Annotated in this window: 20 protein-coding genes; 9 read left to right on the forward strand and 11 right to left on the reverse strand. The window is 65.1% G+C overall.

The genetic code is table 11. The features are described 5' to 3' along the window. Positions 1-159: 159 nt before the first annotated feature. Positions 160-1,461 (forward strand): multicopper oxidase family protein, encoded by a 1,302-nt coding sequence (locus tag IC762_RS20160; RefSeq protein ID WP_246801111.1) that lies wholly within the window; start codon positions 160-162, stop codon positions 1,459-1,461. Positions 1,462-1,479: 18 nt separating this feature from the next. Beyond that, positions 1,480-2,565, forward strand: coding sequence for an enolase C-terminal domain-like protein (locus tag IC762_RS20165; protein WP_195784000.1), 1,086 nt, complete (start codon positions 1,480-1,482; stop codon positions 2,563-2,565). Positions 2,566-2,694: 129 nt separating this feature from the next. On the opposite strand, the gene IC762_RS20170 is transcribed toward IC762_RS20165, so the two are convergent. The 3 genes from IC762_RS20170 to IC762_RS20180 form a co-directional block, all read right to left on the reverse strand. After that, positions 2,695-4,035 (reverse strand): MFS transporter, encoded by a 1,341-nt coding sequence (locus tag IC762_RS20170; RefSeq protein WP_195784001.1) that lies wholly within the window; start codon positions 4,033-4,035, stop codon positions 2,695-2,697. Positions 4,036-4,222: 187 nt separating this feature from the next. Further along, positions 4,223-4,684: a GNAT family N-acetyltransferase gene (locus IC762_RS20175; RefSeq protein ID WP_195784002.1), complete on the reverse strand. Its 462-nt coding sequence runs from the start codon at positions 4,682-4,684 to the stop codon at positions 4,223-4,225. Next, positions 4,659-6,158 (reverse strand): NAD(P)H-hydrate dehydratase, encoded by a 1,500-nt coding sequence (locus tag IC762_RS20180; RefSeq protein ID WP_195784003.1) that lies wholly within the window; start codon positions 6,156-6,158, stop codon positions 4,659-4,661. Before IC762_RS20180 ends, IC762_RS20175 begins: the two co-directional genes overlap by 26 nt. Positions 6,159-6,512: 354 nt before the next feature. On the opposite strand from IC762_RS20180, the gene IC762_RS20185 reads away from it, so the two are divergent. Both IC762_RS20185 and glnA read left to right on the forward strand, forming a co-directional pair. Next, entirely contained in the window at positions 6,513-6,851 is a 339-nt protein-coding gene (locus IC762_RS20185) for a P-II family nitrogen regulator (protein WP_011441447.1), read from the forward strand. 149 nt (positions 6,852-7,000) lie between these two features. Beyond that, on the forward strand, positions 7,001-8,410 hold the full coding sequence (gene glnA / locus IC762_RS20190; protein WP_195784004.1) for a type I glutamate--ammonia ligase: 1,410 nt from the start codon (positions 7,001-7,003) through the stop codon (positions 8,408-8,410). A 294-nt stretch (positions 8,411-8,704) separates the two neighbouring features. Here glnA and IC762_RS20195 read toward each other — a convergent pair whose 3' ends face one another. From IC762_RS20195 to IC762_RS20205, 3 genes are all read right to left on the reverse strand, one after another. Further along, positions 8,705-9,772 (reverse strand): ABC transporter substrate-binding protein, encoded by a 1,068-nt coding sequence (locus IC762_RS20195; RefSeq protein ID WP_195784005.1) that lies wholly within the window; start codon positions 9,770-9,772, stop codon positions 8,705-8,707. A gap of 156 nt (positions 9,773-9,928) precedes the next feature. After that, positions 9,929-12,229, reverse strand: a complete 2,301-nt coding sequence (locus IC762_RS20200; RefSeq protein WP_246801113.1) for a hybrid sensor histidine kinase/response regulator — start codon at positions 12,227-12,229, stop codon at positions 9,929-9,931. Positions 12,230-12,492: 263 nt separating this feature from the next. After that, positions 12,493-13,260, reverse strand: a complete 768-nt coding sequence (locus IC762_RS20205) for a gamma-glutamyl-gamma-aminobutyrate hydrolase family protein (RefSeq protein ID WP_195784006.1) — start codon at positions 13,258-13,260, stop codon at positions 12,493-12,495. 248 nt (positions 13,261-13,508) lie between these two features. On the opposite strand from IC762_RS20205, the gene IC762_RS20210 reads away from it, so the two are divergent. Further along, positions 13,509-14,648, forward strand: coding sequence for an AI-2E family transporter (locus tag IC762_RS20210; protein ID WP_195784007.1), 1,140 nt, complete (start codon positions 13,509-13,511; stop codon positions 14,646-14,648). Positions 14,649-14,660: 12 nt separating this feature from the next. Here IC762_RS20210 and IC762_RS20215 read toward each other — a convergent pair whose 3' ends face one another. The 4 genes from IC762_RS20215 to rplM form a co-directional block, all read right to left on the reverse strand. Next, positions 14,661-14,897: a hypothetical protein gene (locus IC762_RS20215; RefSeq protein ID WP_195790210.1), complete on the reverse strand. Its 237-nt coding sequence runs from the start codon at positions 14,895-14,897 to the stop codon at positions 14,661-14,663. Positions 14,898-14,942: 45 nt separating this feature from the next. Next, positions 14,943-16,160: a GGDEF domain-containing protein gene (locus IC762_RS20220; protein WP_195784008.1), complete on the reverse strand. Its 1,218-nt coding sequence runs from the start codon at positions 16,158-16,160 to the stop codon at positions 14,943-14,945. Positions 16,161-16,401: 241 nt separating this feature from the next. After that, positions 16,402-16,878: a 30S ribosomal protein S9 gene (gene rpsI, locus IC762_RS20225; RefSeq protein WP_195784009.1), complete on the reverse strand. Its 477-nt coding sequence runs from the start codon at positions 16,876-16,878 to the stop codon at positions 16,402-16,404. Further along, positions 16,878-17,342 (reverse strand): 50S ribosomal protein L13, encoded by a 465-nt coding sequence (rplM, locus tag IC762_RS20230; RefSeq protein WP_195784010.1) that lies wholly within the window; start codon positions 17,340-17,342, stop codon positions 16,878-16,880. Before rplM ends, rpsI begins: the two co-directional genes overlap by 1 nt. Here rplM and IC762_RS20235 point away from each other — a divergent pair. Beyond that, positions 17,341-17,481 carry a hypothetical protein gene (locus IC762_RS20235; protein WP_195784011.1) on the forward strand — a complete coding sequence of 47 codons (141 nt, stop codon included), beginning with the start codon at positions 17,341-17,343 and terminating at the stop codon, positions 17,479-17,481. The two genes, rplM and IC762_RS20235, sit on opposite strands and share 2 nt — an antisense overlap. Positions 17,482-17,495: 14 nt before the next feature. Here IC762_RS20235 and IC762_RS20240 read toward each other — a convergent pair whose 3' ends face one another. After that, entirely contained in the window at positions 17,496-17,924 is a 429-nt protein-coding gene (locus IC762_RS20240) for a PaaI family thioesterase (protein ID WP_195784012.1), read from the reverse strand. An 84-nt stretch (positions 17,925-18,008) separates the two neighbouring features. On the opposite strand from IC762_RS20240, the gene IC762_RS20245 reads away from it, so the two are divergent. From IC762_RS20245 to IC762_RS20255, 3 genes are all read left to right on the forward strand, one after another. Beyond that, on the forward strand, positions 18,009-18,833 hold the full coding sequence (locus IC762_RS20245; RefSeq protein WP_195784013.1) for an enoyl-CoA hydratase: 825 nt from the start codon (positions 18,009-18,011) through the stop codon (positions 18,831-18,833). Positions 18,834-18,840: 7 nt separating this feature from the next. Then, the gene (locus IC762_RS20250) at positions 18,841-19,425 is read left to right on the forward strand and encodes a CoA-binding protein (RefSeq protein WP_195784014.1); all 585 of its coding nucleotides are present in this window, start codon (positions 18,841-18,843) and stop codon (positions 19,423-19,425) included. Between the two features lie 161 nt (positions 19,426-19,586). Then, entirely contained in the window at positions 19,587-20,867 is a 1,281-nt protein-coding gene (locus IC762_RS20255; protein WP_195784015.1) for an O-acetylhomoserine aminocarboxypropyltransferase, read from the forward strand. The last annotated feature ends 115 nt before the right edge of the window (positions 20,868-20,982 follow it).

Raw genomic sequence — 20,982 nt, forward strand, 5'->3', positions numbered from 1 at the left:
TCGTTGCGGCGGGCTTATAACATGCGCCCACCGGTTCGCAGCAAAAAAATGGCCGGTTTTGCTTCCGTCCTGCGACCGATCGCGACTGGACAGGTTCACTCGAAAATGGTCCGCATCGGTCCGATGGCAAGACCTTTGGCAAGTCCTTTGGAAAGACCTTTGGCAAGCTCCGAACTTCCCCTCACCCGGCGCGACCTGCTGACCGTCCTTGGCGCCACGGCGGTTGGCTCCGGCTTGCCGACCACCAGTTGGGCGCAAGGCCGCACCGCGGTTGCCTTGACCGCCAAGCTGGACCGCATCGCGCTGCGTCCCGGCGGCCCCGAGACACCGGTCACCGCGCTTGCCGGCAGCGACCTCCGCTTCAAGCGGGGCGAGACCCTCGATGTGACCTTTGCGAACGAGCTGAAGCTCCCCGCCGCGCTCGATTGCCGCGGGCTCGACGGCGTGCCGGCCGCGGAGCCGCTGATCTCGCGTGCGCCGATCGCAACGGGGGCAAAGGATAGCTTTCAGCTCCCGCTTCGGCATGCCGGCACCTTCCTCTGCGAGGCCACGCTCGACGGCGACGCCACGCCGGCGCGGCCGCGCGCGCTCGTCGTGACCAGCGCCTCACCGGTCGCGGTCGATCGCGACGAGGTGCTGCTGATCGAGGAATGGCATCTACGTGCCGACGGAATGGCAGTGCCGGCAGGAACCGATCCGAAGGATACTTCGCTAATTCATACAGTTAACGGCAAGACCTCGCTCGATATCTCGGCGCCCGCCAACGCCCGCCTCAGACTCCGCTTCATCAACGGCAGCCCGCGCAGCGTGCTGGCGGTGAAGCTGGAGAACGTCGAAGTCCGGGTGATGGCGATTGACGGCCAACCGGCAGAACCATTCGCGGCCCGCAACGGTGCTTTGGTACTGGCGCCGGGAAACCGCACCGACGTCTTTATCGATGCGACCGGCCCGGCTGGAACCAGCTTTCCGATCCTGATCCATGACGGCAAGCAGGCGAAGCCGGTCGGCAGACTGGTCGTCTCGAACGACCCGACAATCCGTTCTGCGCCATTTCCGCCCGCGCCGCCGCTCCCAGGCAACGACCTGCCGGCGCAGATCGACCTCAAGGCCGCCCTCCGGTTCGATCTCACGCTCGGGACCGAGGCCGATTGGGCCCGGGCCTCCGACTTCAAGCCATCCGCCGCGCCGGCCTTTCAGGCCAAGGCCGGCCGGCCGGTCGTGCTGGCCCTGACCAACCGCAATGCCCTCGCCACCGTGTTCCACCTGCACGGCCATCACTTCCGTCTGCTCGACCGGCTCGACGACGGCTGGAAGCCGTTCTGGCTCGACACGCTGGCGCTCGAGCCCGGCCAGACCCAGCGCATCGCCTTCCTCGCCGAATATCCCGGCCGTTATCTGATCGAGCAGGTCGCGACCGACTGGGCCGCGCCGCGCCTGCTCCGATGGTACAGTGTCCAATAACAACAAGAGGAAACACCCATGAGCCAGACAGTTGCAGCGATCCGCGGAGTTCGTGCGCGAAGCGTCGTGGTGCCGCTCAAGCGCCCCGTGAAGAACGCCTTCGGCGTGATCGATTCCGGCCCGCTGGTGCTGATCGATGTCGAGACCGATCAAGGTGTTACCGGCCGCACCTACATCTTCGCCTATAGCAAGCTCACACTTAACCCACTTTGCTATCTGATCGAGGAGATCGGCCGCGAGCTTGTCGGCAGGCCGGTCGCGCCGTTCGAGCTGATGAAGGCGATGGATGCCAAGTTCCGGCTGCTCGGCTGGCAGGGCCTGGTCGGCATGGCCGTGTCCGGCCTCGACATGGCGTATTGGGATGTACTCGGGCAACTCGCCGGCCGGCCGCTGGTCGAACTGCTCGGCGGCTCGGCAAAGCCGATCAAGGCCTATGACAGCTACGGCGTGGTCGATCCGGTCGCCGACGAGCGCGCGCTGCGCCGGTCGCTCGACCAGGGCTTTCGCGGCATCAAGATCAAGGGCGGCGATGGCGATGCCACCAATGACGAGCGCGTGGTCAGCGGTGTGCGCGCCCTGCTCGGCCCCGACATCGCATTGATGATCGACTTCAACCAGTCGCTCGATCCGGCGGAAGCGACCCGCCGCATCGAACGGCTGGCGCCTTACGATCTGCACTGGATCGAGGAGCCGGTGCCGCAGGAAAACCTGTCCGGCCACGCGCAGGTGCGCGAGCTCTCGCCGACGCCGATCCAGGCCGGCGAGAACTGGTGGTTCCCGCGCGGCTTTGCCGAGGCGATCGCGGCCGGTGCGTCCGACTTCATCATGCCCGACGTGATGAAGGTCGGCGGCGTCACCGGTTGGCTTCAAGTCTCAGGCCAGGCCGACGCGGCAAACATTCCAATGTCGAGCCATCTGTTTGCGGAAGTCAGCTCCCATCTGCTCGCGGTGACGCCAACCGCGCACTGGCTCGAATTCCTCGACTTCGCCGGCGCGATCCTGGACAAGCCCGCCGAGATCGTCGACGGCGCGGTGACCGCCCGCGGCCCTGGCCTCGGCATCAGCTGGAACGAGCCGGCGGTTGCGAAGTATCTGGTGAGTTGAAGTATCTGGTGAGTTAGAGCGCGTAGACCGTAGTAGTCCGTAGGATGGGTGGAGCGAAGCGATACCCATCGACTTTTTTCCACGCGGCGGGATGATCGCTGCGCTCCACCCATCCTACAAACACACTCTCTATCGCTCCGGATTGGTGCCGACGCCGAGCGAGCCGATGCCGGCGTCGGGTGCCGCATCGAGGCCGGCCGCCGTGATCGGCTGATCGACGATGAACAGATAGGATCCCGCCGAGACGACACCAATCAAGGCACCGACGACGAGCGCCGGGACGAACGAGCCGGTCTTCTGCACGATCAATCCGGTCACGGTCGGCGCCAGCGCGCCGCCGAGATAGCCGCCGAAATTCTGCACCGCGCCGATCGAGGCGGTGCAATTAGTCGGGACTGCGACCGAGCTCAGCGCCCAGGCGCAGGTGCTGGTGACATAGACCAGGAACAACGAGATCGAAATGAAGGCGATCGCCAACGTGTTGCTCTCGACATAAGCGGCCGCCACCGTGCAGGCCGCCGTTCCAAGCAGCGAGATCGCCGCCGGATAACGCCGGCTCTTGAGCGGCTCGACGCCACGCCGCACCAGCATGTCGGCGATGTAGCCGCCGAGCACGCCGCCGACGACACCGCAGGCGAACGGGACTGCCGCCGCCCATCCGGTGTATTTCACGCTCATGTGGCGCTCGATCTCGAGATAGCCCGGCAGCCACGCCGTGTAGATCCAGGTCAGATAGATGCAGCCGAAATAGCCGAAGATCATGCCCCAGGTGGCGCGGAAGCGGAACAGCTGGCGCCACTCGCGAAACGTCACCCGCGTGCGCTGGCCGGGCGGATCGCCCTGCGTCCGGTAGGCATTCTCCTGCGACGAGAGCGCAACCTCGTGCGGATTGCGATAGAGCACGCACCACAGCGCGGCGACGATCAGGCCGGCGACGCCCATGATCACGAACATCGCGCGCCAGCCGAACGAGAGCATGAGATAGGTCAGCAGCGGCACGGCGATCGCGGTGCCGAGCGACGACGCACAGTTGAAGACGCCGGTGGCAAGGCCGCGGTCGCGCTGATTGAACCAGTCGCGCACCACCCGCGCACCGGTCGGGAATTGCGGCGCCTCGCCGACACCGAGCAGCACGCGGGCGCCGAAGAATTGTCCGAAATTCTGCACCAGGCCGCCGAGCAACTGCGCCAGCGACCACAGGCTGAGGCCCATGGTCAGCAAGATGCGCGGCCCCAACCTGTCGACCATCGCCCCGGTCGGCAGTTGCGCGAACGCATAGGCCCAAAGGAACGCCGACAACAAATAGCCCATGTCGGCGATCGACAATCCGAGTTCCTCGCGGATCAGCGGATTGGCGACGGCGAGCGTTGCCCGATCGATGTAGTTGACGACGCCGGCAACCACCAGCAGGGCCAGCGCAACGCGCTGAATTGTTTTCAGACGTGGCGTCGCAAGCTCGATCCCGGACATCAACTTCCTCTTCTGCATTTTTTTGCGAGAGGTTATCGGGACGATACGCGATGGACCAGAACGGAACGCGCGGGGCCTCGTTGCATTTCGACATGGGCTGCGCTGCATAGTTCCGCATGCATCGTGCCGAAGCGCGGACACGCAGGATGAATAGAGCGTAGCGAAGCGCCATCAACGATGCGCGTCATCAAGCAGTCGCGCGCGTCCAGAGATAGCGCACGTCCGGTTCTCGCTCCTCGTTGCGGCTGCCGTCGGTCGCCTCGACCAAGCGGAAACCGCGCGCCTCGTAGAAACGCAGCGCTTGCTTGTTGCGCTGAAAGGTCCAGAGCTGCAACCGGTCGGCGCCTTGCCTCGCGATCTCAAGCAGCGCGCTGCCGATGCCGCGGCCCTGCGCTGAAGGCAGCACATAGAGCTGCTCGATCCAGTCGTCATGGAAGGCGATCACGCCGATCATCGCGTCGCCCTCGAACGCGCCCCACAGCGTGCAGGCGGCATACATCCGCTCGCGATAGAACCAGCGGTCCTCATCCGGCGTGTGCAGACCCGTAAGCCACGGCAGCGCCTGATCGAACGCCGTGCGATGCACGCGCGCGGCCGCATCCATGTCGGCGCGTTCGAGCAGCCTAATACTCAATCCCGAACTCGTCATAGAGACGGCGGAACACGGCAGGCAGCACCTCGGTCAGATCCTCCGCGATCAGGCCGGGCCCCGCTTCGCTGGCGCCCTCGCCGTGCATCCAGACGCCGATGCTGGCGGCCTCGAAGGCTGCAACGCCCTGCGCAAGGAAACCCGCGATGATGCCGGACAACACATCGCCGGCGCCGGCGGTCGCAAGCCAGGGCGGTGCGTTGGCGGCGATGGTGGTGCGGCCGTCGGGGGACGCGACCACGGTGTCGGCGCCCTTCAGCAGCACGACGGCACCGGAGCGCTCGGCCGCGGCGCGCACGCGCTCGAGCTTCGAGCGGCCGGGATGCTTGTTTGAGATATCGCTGAACAGCCGCGGAAACTCGCCCTCATGCGGCGTCAGCACTACCTGCTGGCCGTCGGAAGCCTTGATCGCTTCGAACAACCGGTCCGGCGCGCCGGCAAAGCTGGTCAGCGCATCGGCGTCGAGCACGAGATGCCGCTGCGCCGACAGCGCGGTGTGGACGAAGTCACGGGTCCGCGCGCTGACGCCGGCGCCCGGCCCGATCACACAGGCATTGAGCCTGACGTCGTCGAGCAATTCGGCGAACTGGATCGGATTGTCGACCGCGCGCACCATCACCGCGGTGAGCGCCGCCGCGTTGACGGCCAGCGCATCGCGCGGCGAGGCCAGCGTCACGAGCCCCGCACCGGCGCGCAGCGCGCCGCGCGCGGCGAGCCGTGCCGCCCCGGTCGAAGCGATATCGCCGGACACCACGACGGCATGGCCGCGGGCGTATTTGTGGCCGTCGATCCGTGGCACCGGGAACGACCAGCGCCAGGCCTGCGGCGCATTCTCAGCGGTCAGTGGCTTGATCTCGTCGAGCACCTGCGGATCGATACCGATGTCGGCGAGCCGCACCCGGCCGCAATGCATCCGCCCGGGCAACAAGAGGTGCGCCGGCTTCTTGCGGAAGAAGGTCACCGTCTCGGTCGCCTGCACCGCGGTGCCCATCACCGCGCCTGACGTGCCGTTGATGCCGCTCGGCAGGTCGACGGCGAGCACCGGCGCGCCGTTGGCATTGACAGCCGCAATCATCTCCAGGGGATCGCCCTTCACCGGCCGGTTCAACCCGGCGCCGAACAGCGCGTCGATGATCAAGGCGGGCTTGCCGAGCGCCTGCGGGTTGAACGGCAGCACCGGATATTTCCAGCCCTTGGCCGCCAGCGCCGCGTCGCCCTGCAGGCTGTCGCGCTCGCAGAGCAGGATGACCGAGACCTCGCGGCCGCGCGCGGCGAGCTCGGCGGCGGCAACAAAGCCGTCACCGCCATTGTTGCCGCGGCCGGCGACCACGACGATCGGTCCCTCCTCGACCAGCTCCATCGCCGCCTCCGCGACCGCCTGGCCCGCGCTCATCATCAATGCGAAGCCGGGCGTGCCGGCTGCGATGGTCAGCCGGTCGGCACGCTCCATTTCGGTGGTGGTCAGGACGTCCATGCCGAATCCTCAATCGCTTCGCCTTTTCCAGAGGCAATTCCCATGACGTTCCCAAGGTTTCTGCTGGCCGATTGCATACGGATTGATCTATTTGCCTATTCGTTGGGCTTGGCTATCATAGCCCAGCTGGTTCGATATCAGCCGACTGCCTGTTAAAAGGCTGATAACATTTCGAAATCGGGGACCTTAACAACTTGGCATAGACCCTGCTTTTGAGGAAGCCGCGCGCGGCGGCGCTTGCTGCGACCATTGCGCGTGTTTCCGGCCCGCTGCCGGAGGCTTTAGAACCGACCAGACTGCGCCCCACGCGCATCGAAACATGACCTGCAATCTGCAATGCCCGGGAGGCGCTCAGTGAAGAAGATTGAAGCCATCATCAAGCCCTTCAAGCTCGACGAGGTGAAAGAAGCGCTCCAGGAAGTCGGACTGCAAGGTATCACGGTCACCGAGGCCAAGGGATTCGGCCGCCAGAAGGGGCATGCCGAGCTGTATCGCGGTGCGGAATACATCGTCGACTTCCTGCCCAAGGTGAAGATCGAGATCGTGATCGGCGACGATCTGGTCGAGAAGGCAATCGACGCGATCCGCCGCGCCGCCCAGACCGGGCGCATCGGCGACGGCAAGATCTTCGTCTCCAATATCGAGGAAGCGATCCGCATCCGAACCGGCGAATCCGGGCTGGACGCTATTTGAGCCCGGTGCTATCCGGATTTTCCGACGCCAAAAGAGAAAAAAGGCTGCTTCGGCAGCCTGATTTCGTTTGAGCCGTCATACCAGCTCGCCAGAAGCGGGAATAACGTCGCCCACCGCCGGAACCGACCCGCACATCAAAAGGGGTATTCATGAAGACCGCCAAAGACGTCCTGAAATCGATCAAGGACAACGACGTCAAATACGTCGACCTGCGCTTCACCGATCCGCGCGGCAAATGGCAGCACGTGACCTTCGACGTCGGCATGATCGAAGAGGACACCTTTGCCGAAGGCCAGATGTTCGACGGCTCCTCGATCGCCGGTTGGAAAGCGATCAACGAATCCGACATGTGCCTGATGCCCGACCCGGTCACCGCGACGATCGACCCGTTCTTCGCCGAGACCACCATGGTCATCACCTGCGACGTGCTGGAGCCGACCACCGGCGAGCCCTACAACCGCGACCCCCGCGGCATCGCCAAGAAGGCGGAGGCGATGGTGAAGTCGATGGGCGTCGGCGACACCGTGTTCGTCGGTCCCGAGGCCGAGTTCTTCGTGTTCGACGACGTGCGCTATTCGGCCGACCCCTATCACACCGGCTTCCGGCTCGACTCGTCCGAGCTGCCGATCAACTCGGCGACCGAATATGAAGGCGGTAATCTCGGCCACCGCATTCGCACCAAGGCCGGCTACTTCCCGGTGCCGCCGCAGGACTCGGTGCAGGACATGCGCTCGGAGATGCTCGGCGCGATGGCCAAGATGGGCGTCAAGGTCGAGAAGCATCACCACGAGGTCGCGTCCGCCCAGCACGAGCTCGGCATGAAGTTCGACACGCTGACGCTGATGGCCGACCAGATGCAGATCTACAAGTACTGCATCCACCAGGTCGCCCACATCTACGGCAAGACGGCCACCTTCATGCCGAAGCCGGTCTATGGCGACAACGGCTCGGGCATGCACGTGCACCAGTCGATCTGGAAGGACGGCAAGCCGGCCTTCGCCGGCAACAAATACGCCGACCTGTCGGAGACCTGCCTGCACTACATCGGCGGCATCATCAAGCACGCCAAGGCGATCAATGCCTTCACCAACCCGTCGACCAACTCCTACAAGCGCCTGGTCCCGGGCTATGAGGCCCCCGTGCTGCTCGCCTATTCCGCGCGCAACCGTTCGGCCTCCTGCCGCATCCCCTATACGTCGAACCCGAAGGCCAAGCGCGTCGAGGTCCGCTTCCCCGACCCGATGGCCAACCCCTATCTCGGCTTCGCCGCGATGCTGATGGCCGGCCTCGACGGCATCAAGAACAAGATCGATCCGGGCCCGGCGATGGACAAGGATCTCTACGACCTGCCGAAGGAAGAGCTGAAGCAGATCCCGACCGTCTGCGGCTCGCTCCGCGAGGCACTCGAGAACCTCGACAAGGACCGCGCCTTCCTGAAGAACGGCGGCGTGTTCGACGACGACTTCATCGACGCCTATATCGAGCTGAAGATGACCGAGGTCGCCCGCTTCGAGATGACCCCGCACCCGGTCGAGTTCGAGATGTACTACTCGCTGTAAGCCCTACGGCTCACGATTGCGAAAGGCGCTTCCGAAAAGAGGCGCCTTTTGTTTTTTGAGTTGGGTTATCCTGTGATGATGGTGATGCGGCGAATCTCTCCCCTCGGTCGTCCCGGCGAAAGCCGGGACCCATAACCACAGGGTTGGGTTGTTGAAAAAGGCTGTGGCCCCCAGCGCCGCGCAACAATGACCTTTGGTGGTTATGGGTCCCGGCTTTCGCCGGGACGACATCGAATATGTTGCATCGCCGAGCGTCATCCTCGGATGACGGGTCGGGCCGTTACAGCGACCGCACTACACCCGAAACAGCTTCGCGTATCTCGCCTTGATCTCCTCGCTCTGCGCCTGCACCTGGGCCGGATCCGCTTTCAGCATCTTCAGCTTGTCGAGCGGCACGTGGCCGGCCTTCTCCTTCACCTGCGCATGGAACGAACGGTGGGCGAACTCATCGGCCAGCATCTGCTGGGTCTCGGCGCTGAAGAAGAAGCTCTGGAACAGCCGTGCCGCATTCGGGTTCGGCGCAGACTTGAAGATGCCGCTCGGCACGATGATCAGCGGCACGCCCTCGGCCGGATACACCACCTCGACCGGCTTGCCCTGGTCCCGCGCCAGCACGAGATTGTAGTCGTTGCCGTCGGCCATCACGGCGCGCTCGCCGAGCAAAATCTTCTTCGGCGGGTCGGCTGCCGACTGCACCTGCATCACGCGCTGCTGCGCGAGCTTTTCCAGATACGGCCAACCGAGGTCGCGCGCCAGCACGAAGGTCGCGGTCATGATCGCGCCGCTATAACCCGGATGGCCCTTGACGATCTTGCCGCGCCAGCGGGGATCCAGCAGGTCGGCAAAGCTCTTCGGCGCCTCCTCTTGCTTCACCTGCTCGGTGTTGTAGCCGATCACCTCGAACCAGGCGCAGGATGTCGCCGAAGTGCCGTCGGGATCGATCTGGTCGGCCGGAAAGTGTTTTGCGACGTCCTCCGGCAGATAGGCCGCGAGCCAGTCGTTCTTCTTCCAGTCGAGATAATGCGCGGGGTCGGTGGAATTGGCGACGTCGACGGCATTGATGCCGCTGCCCTGCTCCTGCGCGATGCGCTGAAAGATCCGCTCGGCGCCGGAGCGCTCCACCCGGACGCTGATTCCGGGATATTTCTGCTCGAAGTCGCGCGCCAGGCGCTCGGCGGTGTTCAATTCCAGCGCGCTGTAGAACGAGATCTTGCCTTCCTTCTTGGCCGCCGCGATCAGCTCCGGCGTCACCGCTTCGGCCGGCGGCGGCGTGGCGCGCGAAGGTTCGGCGAACACCATGCCGGCCGCGGTCGCCGCCGTCACCTTCAGCCAATCACGCCTCGACCATTTGCGGTCCTGCATCTGCACACTCCCCGAGATCGGGCCGTTGTCCGGCCACGCCATTGTGGGGGCATGATAGCGTGTCGGATGGGTGGAGCGAAGCGATACCCATCAATTCGGACCTGCGGCGAAAAACGATGGGTATCGCTTCGCTCCACCCATCCGACGAAACTGCAGCTACGTCTTGTCCGGCGGGTTCTCGCGCAGGAAGCGTTCGAGATCGGGCTGCACGGAATATGGCTGCGGAACCGGGTCCCCCTGAAAATCGACCTGAAGATCGAGGCAGCGCCGCAGCATCCGCGCCAGCTCGCTGCGCCGGTAGGGCTTTGTCAGCAGCGGAATGCCGTGGCCGGCGCGGCCCGACGGCGCGGCGTCGCGGTAGCCCGAGCGGAACGCGCCGTCGCTGTAGCCTGAGGTGTACAACACCCGCAGCATCGGTCGCCCTTCCATTAGCGTCTCGGCGAGCTGCCGGCCATTCATGCGGCCGGGCATCACGATGTCGGTGAACAAGAGATCGAACGCCGCGCCGCCGGCGGCGATCTCGAGCGCCGCATCCGCGTTCGCCGCGACCAGCACCTTGTAGCCGAGGCTGGCGAGCTGGCCGGTGACGTATTCGCGGATGCTGGCGTCGTCCTCGACGCACAAAATGGTCTCGCTGCCACCGCGGACCGGCTGCTCGTCCTCCCCGGTGGCACGCGGCGCGCTGCCATCGGCCTTGGGCAGGTAGATCCGGAACACGGTGCCGTGCCCCTGCTCGCTCTTGACCTCGATGCCGCCGCCGCTCTGCTTGACGAAGCCGAACACCATGGAAAGACCGAGCCCGGTGCCCTGTCCGACCTCCTTGGTCGAGAAGAACGGATCAAAGATCTTCTCTAGATGCGCTCTTGAAATCCCGACGCCGGTATCGGTCACCTCGATGACGAGATGGTCGCCGGCCCGCTCGACGCCGCGCGCCACCGCTTCGGGAATGCCGAGCTGGATGTTGCGGGTCGCAAACGTCACCGAGCCGCCATCAGGCATGGCGTCGCGCGCATTGATGCCGAGATTGACCAGCGCCGCCGAGAGCTGGCTGCGGTCGACGAAGGCGAGCCAGGCGTCGCGGCCGAGCTCGGTCCGGATCTCGATCTGCGAACCGAGCGTCTGCGACAACAGCCGCACCACCTCGCCGATCAGCTCGTTGACGTCGGTCTCGGCCGGCTGCAGCGGCTGTTTTCGCGCGAAAGCGAGCAGGCTCGACGTCAGCTGCGCGCCGCGGTCGGCGGCATCGCTGATCAGCTTGGCGATGGCGGCAAGCTGAGGGTTGTCGCTGACGCCGTCGGCAAGGATCTCGATCGTGCCCGTTATCACAGTCAGCATGTTGTTGAAGTCGTGGGCGATGCCGCCGGTGAGCCGTCCAAGGGACTCTGTCTTTTGCGCCTGGATCAGCTGCTCCTCGGCGATGCGGCGCTGGGTGACGTCCCGGACGAAGGCGTTGATGACGTAGCCGTCGCCGCGCTTGAGCGCATTGAGCGACACTTCGACGAAGAACGGGTGACCGTCGCGATGCACGGACGGCGATTCATAGCGCATGCCCATGCCGCCGGTCGCGGCCTCCTGCAGGAAGCGGGCGATCCGCTGCCGGTGCGCATCGCGCAGCTCTTCCGGAAACACCAATTGCACCACCCGGCGGCCGATGGCCTCGGATCGGGTCCAGCCGGTCAGTGCCTCGGCCTGCGGGCTCCAGTCGAGCACGACGCCGTCCTGGTCGGTCTGCACGAAGGCATCGAGCGCGGTCTTGACGATGGCCTGCGCCATCTGCTCGCTCTCGACCAGCGCGCGATGCGCCTGCCGTTGCGCGGTGACGTCATGCAGCACGGTGACCGCGCCGCGCAAATTGCCGGCCTCGTCGCGCAGCGGCCGGGCGTTGGCGACGAGGCAGACCTCGGGATGCGGCGGCTGCAGCTTCACGATCAGCTCGCAGTCGTCGACGTCCTCGCCGCGCAGCGCGCGCGCCAGCGGCGTCTCCGGAATCGGCATCGCGGTCTTGCCGTCGGCGTAATAGCACTGAAAGGTTCGGATCCCGGTCAGGCTGTTGAAGCCGGAATCGATGCCGAACATCCGCCGCGCGGTGGCGTTGGCGATCACCACCGCCCCCAGTTCGTCGGCCACCACCACGGGGTCGCGGATGCTTTCGACCGTCTTCTCGAGCAGATGCTGCCTGGTGCCCAGTTGCGACGACAGCTCGGCGAGCGCGGCCGTGAGGCGCGCGATCTCACGGCCGCCGCCTGACGGCGTTGTCTCGCTGCGCGACAGCTCCTGCGCCGCGCGCGTCCTCGACAGCGACCTTGCGATCAACTCAGCGATCATCAGCACCACCGCGATTGCGCCTGCGGCGAGCAGGACACTCGGCCAGTACACACCATCCACAAAGCCCAACGCGAACAGGATCGCGACGATGGCAAGCATCATCACGAGCGCCAGGCGGCTCGACAAATTCATCCCGACCAACTCATCGTGATCAGCCGCACCGGAGAAACAGGAAAAGGGAAACGTATTCTGCAAAAGGTGTCGGCGCCGGGAAATATCCGGTGACTTGCCCATGTTGCTTAGCCGAGTCCGGCGCGCTGATCCGCCAATTTCGTCTCCGTAGAATTACGGAGGCGGATTTCACGGAGACGAGTTCCTGGCACACAAGCCATTGAGCCGAGAAACCACCCACGGTGTCGTCCTGGCTTTCGCCAGGGACGACGGTGAGGACAGAGCTACGCCGCCCGCCGCTCGCGCAGGGCCTCGCCGAAGGCCTCGAACAGCGCGCGGTTGATCGGGTTGCGCTGCGGGTCGTATTCGGCGTGCCATTGCACACCGAGTGCAAAGCCGGGCGCGTCGGCGATACGGATCGCCTCGATGGTGCCGTCCTCCGCGATGCCCTCGATCACGACGCGCTTGCCCGGTTTGAGGATGCCCTGGCCGTGCAGCGAGTTGACGCGGATGGTTTCGCGGCCAAGGATCGTTGCGAATGCGCCGCCCGGCGTCAGCGTGACGTCGTGACGGTCGGCGAACACGACGGTGGGATCGGGATGGATCTCGCCGTTCTCCAGCCGCGGCATCCGGTGATTCATGCGGCCGGGAATCTCGCGGATCTCCGGATGCAGCGAGCCGCCGAAGGCGACGTTCATCTCCTGCAGACCGCGGCAAATGCCGAAGATCGGCACGCCGCGCGCGACGCAGGCCTCCGACAGCGCGAGCGCCACGTCGTCGCGATGCAGGTCGTACGGCTCGTGGGCCTCGCAGGGCTCGGTATTGAAGCGGGTCGGATGGACGTTGGCGCGTGCGCCGGTCAGGACCACGCCGTCGACCACGTCGAGCAACGCCGCGACATCGGTGATCTCGGGGCTGCCCGCGAACATCAGCGGGACGGCGCCCGACACCTCGGCAACCGCGCGAAGGTTGCGCTCCCCGACCATCTGGACTGTGAAACGATTTTCGATGCGATGGGCGTTTCCGATCACGCCGACCACGGGCCGTCTCATTATCTCAAGTCTCGCGCAATGATTCTTCTAAGTTTGCCGTGCTTCGGAGACGATCATGCCTCCGAGTTCCCCAGGGATCAACTGTCTAAATCTGCACAGACAGGCTTGCAGCCCTGCACAAAGCTGGGCCCCAGGGAGGCGCCCCCTGCTCCGCGGCCAGCGGCAAACCGGCACGGGGGCGGGCTGCTTGATCCCGGCGGCGTTTTCGCGAAAGAGTGGCCGGGCACCGGCGCAAGGAGGGAATCACCGTGACCGATCCGGCCGACAGTCGCCTGCAGACCCGCAACGACATGGCTTGGGCGATCGCCGTCGGCGGCATCGGCATCGTGCTGTTCGCGGCGTTGCTGCTGTTCGCCTGGAATTTCGCAGCGACCCTGTTCCTGTTGTTTTCGGGCATGCTGCTGGGCGTCGGGCTGAATGCCATGACCGCCCATCTTGGCCGGCTGATCGGGCTGCCCCACGCGCTGCGGCTCGCGATCGTCTGCGTGGTGCTGGCGGGGCTGCTGGGCGGCATTGTCTTCCTTGGCGGAACCACGATCGCCGAACAGGCCACCGTGCTGAGCAACACCATCAAGTCGCAGCTCGGCAACGTCCGCAGTTTCCTGGAACAGCACGGCGTCGATACCAGCTATCTCGATTTCACCAACGCCGCCGGCGAGGCCAAGCCGGAAGCCGGCGGCGTCGCGACGACGACGCAAGCGCCGGCCCAAACGCATGGCGGCATACCCGGCGCCGGTGCGCTCGCCTCCAGCGGGGGCGCCATCATCAGCCAGACGCTGAAGGTCTTGCTCGGCACCGTCAGCGTGGTCGGCAATTTCTTCATTGTGCTGTTCCTGGGGCTGGCCTTCGCGGCGCAGCCGAGCATCTATCGCGCCGGGCTCTTGTTCATCGCGCCGGCGGAATATCGCGATCAGGCCACACATATCGTCGACCGCATCGGCGAGACGCTGGAGCGCTGGCTGATCGCGCAGATCATCACCATGGTGGCGGTGTTCCTGGTGACCTGGATCGGGCTTCTGATCATCGGGATTCCGAGCTCGTTCATCCTCGGCATCCAGGCCGGCCTGCTGGCCTTCATCCCGACGGTCGGCGCGATCCTCGGCGGGCTGATCGTGGTGTTGGCGAGCCTCGCCACGGGATGGATCGCGGCGCTGTCCGCCTTCATCCTGTTCCTCGGCGTGCACGCGCTGGAAAGCTACGTGCTGACGCCGATCATCCAGCGCCAGGCGCTCGACATCCCGCCGGCGACGCTGTTCGCGTTCCAGATCCTGCTCGGCGTCGTCTTCGGCATCTGGGGGCTGGCGCTGGCGCTGCCACTGATGGCGATCGCCAAGGTGATGATCGACCACTTCAAGGCCGAGGACGGAGCGCCCGCGCAGGCGACGTGAAGCGCCCTTAACTCAACGAAACAGCAGCACGGTGCCAACGACCATCAGCAAGGCGCCGAGCAGCAGCGCCACCGGCCAGCGGCGCCTCGGCTTGACGTAACGGCCCTGCGCGCGGCGCTCCGCGATCAGCGCGCTCTCGTATTCGTCGGAGTTTGAAAACAGGCAGGCAAAGCCGCTTCGCGCCGAGACCGCGTCCGCCTCGAGCGACATCAGGGCTGCCTGCGGATTGCGGATGCGGATCGACTCCATGCCTGAAAGCATGGGATCGAATGGTTAATCGATCGTTACCGCCGCTCAGCCCTGGACAATCACCGGCTTGTGCCGCGCCGACGCCGGCAGCCCGGCCGTCTTGCGCCGCCAGTTCTCCAGCGAGAGCGGCAGCTCTTCGGCGGCCTCGACCCGGTTGCGACCGCCGCGCTTGGCCTGGTACAGCGCGGTGTCGGCGGATGCCAGCAGCACCTCGAGCTCGGTCCCGGCCGGCCCGCCGGCGACGCCGATCGAGACGGTGGTATCGACCGCGCCTTCCTCGCAGACGATGTTGCTGGTCTCGAAGGCCTCGCGCACGCGCTCGGCGACCAGCACGCCCTCCTCCAGCGAGCACGGCAGCAACGCCGCGAATTCCTCGCCGCCGATGCGGCCGGAGAGATCGCTGATTCTCAAATTGTTGACCACGACGGCGGCGAACAGCTTCAAGATCTCGTCGCCCGCCGGATGGCCGAAGCGGTCGTTGATCGACTTGAAGTGATCGATGTCGAAGATCATCACCGTGACCGGGCGGCCGGCATTGGCCTCGCGCTCGATCACCCGCGCGCAGGCCTCCGAGAAGCCGCGGCGGTTGAGCATGCCGCTCAGGGGATCGACCGAGGCCGCGGTCTTGTGCACGGCCACCGCGCGGTCCGACACCATCATGAAGATCACGAACACGGTGCCGATCGCGTACAGCACGAGCTCGATCGAGAACAGCGTGACCCAGACGCTCGATCCGAAATTCTCGTCATGCGGCCGCAACAGGTCGCCGAGCAGGATCGGCAGCATCAGCACGCAGCCATGTGCGACCGGAACGACGATCGCGGGCCAGCGCTTCTGCATCGCGCGGCGGCGCTCGCGCCAGAGCTCGGAGGCGGTCAGCGCGGCGTAGACCGCGACGATCGCAGCGCCAATGGTCAGGCGCAGCGCGGGATTCTCCACCACCGTCACGGCGCCGACCCAGGCGATCGGGCCGAGCACCAGCCCGGGCAGATTGGGCTTGCGGCCGTGGAAGACGCGCGAGGCGTTCCAGACCATGCTGCAGGCGGCAAAGCCGACCGCGTTCAGCGCCAGCGAGATCGGGACGCCAAGCGTCGCGCCTGCGGCGGTCGAGAGCGCCACCGACGTGGCGCCGAGCAGATAGGCGGTGCCCCACCATTTCAGCGCGGGAATGTTCTCCTGCCTGCCGAACAGCAACAGCATGGCGCCGAGCATGCCCGCAACCATGGTGGCGAACAAATAAAGTGTCGACGTGTCGAACGACATAAACTCACCCCAGCCCGGTGATGCAAAACCTCCGCAGGCGCAATTGAAATTGGTGATGCAGCGCTACTGCGAAGTCCGCACGCTAAGACGCGCGCGTTCGAATTTCGTTTGCACGCATACGCAAGTTTTCATGAAAAACTGCGCTAATTCGCTGCGAAGCGCATTGCAACAAAAAGGGCGCCTCGCGGCGCCCTCTTCAACTCGGTACTGGCGGCGATTGCCGCAAATTTTAGGACTCGTATTAGCGCTTCGAGAACTGGAAGGACTTGCGGGCCTTCGCCTTGCCGTACTTCTTGCGCTCGACCGCGCGTGAGTCGCGGGTGAGGAAGCCGCCCTTCTTGAGGACACTGCGCAGCTCGGGCTCGAAGTTGGTCAGCGCCCGGGAGATGCCGTGTCTGACGGCACCGGCCTGGCCGGACAGGCCGCCGCCGGCGACGGTGCAGATCACGTCGTACTGGCCATTGCGGGCGGCCGCGACCAGCGGCTGCTGGATCATCATGCGCAGCACCGGGCGGGCGAAGTAAACTTCGAATTCGCGGGTGTTGACCGAGATCTTGCCGGAGCCGGGCTTGACCCAGACGCGGGCGACGGCGTCCTTGCGCTTGCCGGTGGCGTAGGCGCGGTTGAACTTGTCGACCTTCTTGACATATTTCGGCGCGTCGGGCGCCGCCGGCTTGACCTGCGAGAGCTGGTCGAGGGACTGCAACGTGTCGGACATTAAGCGGCCCTCGTGTTCTTGCGGTTCAGGGAAGCGATATCGACCTTCTCGGGGCTCTGCGCTTCATGCGGGTGCTCGGCACCGGGATAGACGCGCAGATTGCCCATCTGCATGCGGCCGAGCGGGCCGCGCGGGATCATGCGCTCGATCGCCTTCTCGACGACGCGCTCGGGGAAGCGACCCTCGAGGATCTGCTTCGCGGTGCGCTCCTTGATGCCGCCGATGAAACCGGTGTGCTTGTAGTAGGTCTTCTGCTCGCGCTTGCGACCGGTCAGCACCACATGCGCGGCGTTGATGATGACGACGTTGTCGCCGCAGTCGACATGCGGGGTGTAGGTGGGCAGGTGTTTGCCGCGCAGGCGCATCGCAACGAGGGTGGCGAGACGGCCGACGACCAAACCCTTGGCGTCGATCACGACCCACTTCTTCGTCACTTCGGCGGGCTTGGCCGAGAACGTGCTCATGGTGAAATCCGTGAAAAAGGAAATCGGCGCCGAATGCGCCGAACTGGGCGGCTTTCTAGAGAACCCGCGCGTCCACGTCAACGCCTTCGCGCGGCAATTAAATCAATCAGAACAAAAGCTTAGAAATATGGTGCAATAATACCAGTAAAAAGATCACGTATTTGGAATGGAATAGGTCGCCGTGACATGGGCGATCGGATCGGGCGACGTGCCGGACAGCAGATTGACCTCGCCGACCGCAAGCCGCCTGCCGAGCTTGAGCAGTTTCGCCACCGCCATCACATCCTGCCCGGTCTGGCCCTTGCGCAGGAAGTTGATATTGAGGTTGGTGGTGACGGCGAGACCGACCGGCCCGATCGCCGACAGCAGCACCACATACATCGCGAAATCGGCGAGCCCCATCAGGGTCGGCCCCGACACCGTTCCTCCCGGGCGCAGCATGCGCTCGCTGAACTGCTGGCGCAGCAGGGCCGTCTCGCCGTCGGCGCTTTCGATCCTGATGTCGTCGTGGACGAACGCCTGTGGGAATTCCCGCCGCAGGAACTCCTCCACGTCAGCCACGCTCATTTTCGCAATCGCCATGCGGTTCCTGCCCTCGCCTCGCCCTGCCTGTTACATTAAGTTGTCACAGACACAAAAGTGGAATCTTTCCCAGGAACGACCGCAATGTCCGCCCAAGCCGCCCGCGCCGAAGCACCGCACGCCTCGATCCTGCTGCGCGAAACCGTCGGCAGTATCGCGATACTGACGCTCAATCGCCCGGCGGCGCGCAACAGCCTGTCGGAAGGCATGATCGGCGAGCTGCACGCTGCGCTGAACGGGATCCGGGACGACAAGGCCATTCGCGGCGTCGTGCTCGCCGCAAATGGTCCGGCCTACTCCGCCGGCCATGACATGAAGGAATTGACCGCACGCCGCAGCGACGCCGACCGCGGCCGCGGCTATTTTGCGCAGATCATGAACGCCTGTAGCGCGATGATGCAGGCCATCGTGCATCTGCCGAAGCCGGTGGTCGCCGCCGTGCAGGGCATCGCGACCGCGGCCGGCTGCCAGCTCGTCGCGAGCTGCGATCTCGCGATCGCTTCCGAGGCCGCGACGTTTGCGACGCCGGGCGTCGACATCGGACTGTTCTGCTCGACGCCGATGGTGGCGCTGTCGCGCAACGTGCCGCGCAAGCAGGCGATGGAGATGCTGCTGACCGGCGAGCCGATCTCCGCGGCAACCGCGCAAGATATCGGCCTGATCAACCGCGTGGTGCCATCAGGCACCGAGCGCGACGCGGCGATCGCGCTGGCACAGAAGGTCGCGCTGAAATCGGCCTACACCGTCAAGCTCGGCAAGGAGGCGTTCTATCGCCAGGCCGAGATGAGCCTCGCGGATGCCTATCGCTTCGCCGCCGAGGTGATGACCGAGAACATGATGGCGCGCGACGCCGAGGAAGGCATCGGCGCCTTCATCGAAAAGCGCGAGCCGAAATGGCAGGACAAGTAAGAACAACATGAACCACGACGCCTACGACGACAATTACATCCGCAGCATCCTCAACGGCGTGAAGTCGATCGCGATGGTCGGCGCCTCGCCGGTCAATGTGCGGCCGAGCTATTTTGCGTTCAAATATCTGGCGCAGCGCGGCTACGACATGATCCCGGTCAATCCCGGCCATGTCGGCAAGACGCTGATGGGCAAGCCGTTCGTGGCGTCACTCGCCGATATCGGCCGCCCGATCGACATGATCGACATCTTCCGCAATTCGAGCCACATCATGCCCGTCGTCGACGAGGCGCTGAAGCTGTCACCGCTGCCGAAGGTGATCTGGATGCAGCTCGGCGCGCGCGACGATGCCGCCGCCGAAAAGGCCGAGGCCGCGGGGCTGAAGGTCGTGATGAACCGCTGCCCGAAGATCGAGTATGGCCGGCTGTCGTCGGAGATTTCCTGGATGGGGGTCAATTCGCGCACGCTGAGTTCCAAGCGCGCACCGGTGCCGACGCAGGGCATGCGGCTGTCGCTCAACCGCACCAGCTTCGGCGGCGGCCAGACTGCGGCATCCGATCGCGCCGCGAAAAACAAAACCGAGAGGACCTGACGCAGCTGCGGAATAATCGCCGCGATCCGGCGGTATCGCGCAGCATGCCCATTCCAAACACGCTTTCGCCGTTCAACTCAGCTTGACGGCGGAGCGCGCCGCCATCAGCATGCCGCGCGTTTCGACCAGGCCACAACTGGACATCAAGCAGGACATCAAGAATGACCGATCGCCTTCCGGGATTTTCCACCCTCGCCGTGCACGCCGGCGCGCAGCCTGATCCCACCACCGGCGCGCGGGCGACGCCGATCTACCAGACCACGTCATTCGTGTTCAACGATGCCGACCATGCGGCCTCGCTGTTCGGCCTGCAGGCGTTCGGCAACATCTATACCCGCATCGGCAACCCGACCAACGCAGTGCTGGAAGAACGCGTCGCCGCGCTCGAGGGCGGCACCGCGGCGCTCGCGGTCGCCTCCGGCCATGCGGCACAGGTCGTCGTGCTGCAACAGCTGATGCGGCCCGGCGACGAAGTGCTCGCCGCGCGGAAACTCTATGGCGGTTCGATCAACCAGTTCACCCACGCCTTCAAGGCGTTCGGCTGGAACGTGGCCTGGGCCGATCCCGACGACGTCTCGAGCTTCGAGCGCGCGGTGACGCCGCACACCAAGGCGATCTTCATCGAGTCGATCGCCAACCCCGCCGGCAGCATCACCGACATCGAGGCGATTGCGGCGGTGGCGCGCAAGGCCGGCGTGCCCCTGATCGTCGACAACACGCTGGCCTCGCCCTATCTGATCAAGCCGATCGACCACGGCGCCGACATCGTCGTGCACTCCTTGACCAAATTCCTCGGCGGCCACGGCAATTCGCTCGGCGGCATCATCGTCGACGCCGGCACTTTCGACTGGGCCAAGGACAACAAATATCCGATGCTGAGCGAGCCGCGGCCGGAATATCATGGCATCCGGCTCCAGGAGACCTTTGGCAATTTTGCCTTCGCGATCGCCTGCCGCGTGCTCGGCCTGCGCGACCTCGGTCCGGCGCTGTCGCCGTTCAACGCCTTCATGATCCTGACCGGCATCGAGACGCTGCCGCTGCGCATGCAGAAACACTGCGACAATGCCAAGGCGGTGGCGGAATTCCTCTCCGGCCATGCGGCGGTCTCGGCGGTGAACTATGCCGGACTGCCCGGCGACCGGTACAATCAACTCCAGCGCAAATATGCGCCGAAGGGTGCCGGCGCCGTGTTCACTTTCAGCCTCAAGGGCGGCTACGACGCCGGCGTCAATCTGGTGTCGAACCTGAAACTGTTCTCGCACCTGGCCAATGTCGGCGACACCCGCTCGCTGGTGATCCACCCGGCCTCCACCACCCACAGCCAGCTCGACGACGTGGCCAAGGTGAAGTCGGGCGCGGCGCCCGACGTGGTCCGCGTCTCGATCGGCATCGAGGACAAGGAAGACCTGATTGCGGACCTCGACCAGGCGCTCAACGCCTGATCCGGCCGATCCCTCGGGAGCGGTGCGCCGCATCGCTCCCGGCATTTTTGCGACAACGACAAGTCTCTCGTTAACGCTCATTCCGGCATAAGATGGCAGTGATAGGCTCCGGATG

The sequence above is a fragment of the Bradyrhizobium genosp. L genome (genome assembly GCF_015624485.1).
Lineage (GTDB): Bacteria > Pseudomonadota > Alphaproteobacteria > Rhizobiales > Xanthobacteraceae > Bradyrhizobium.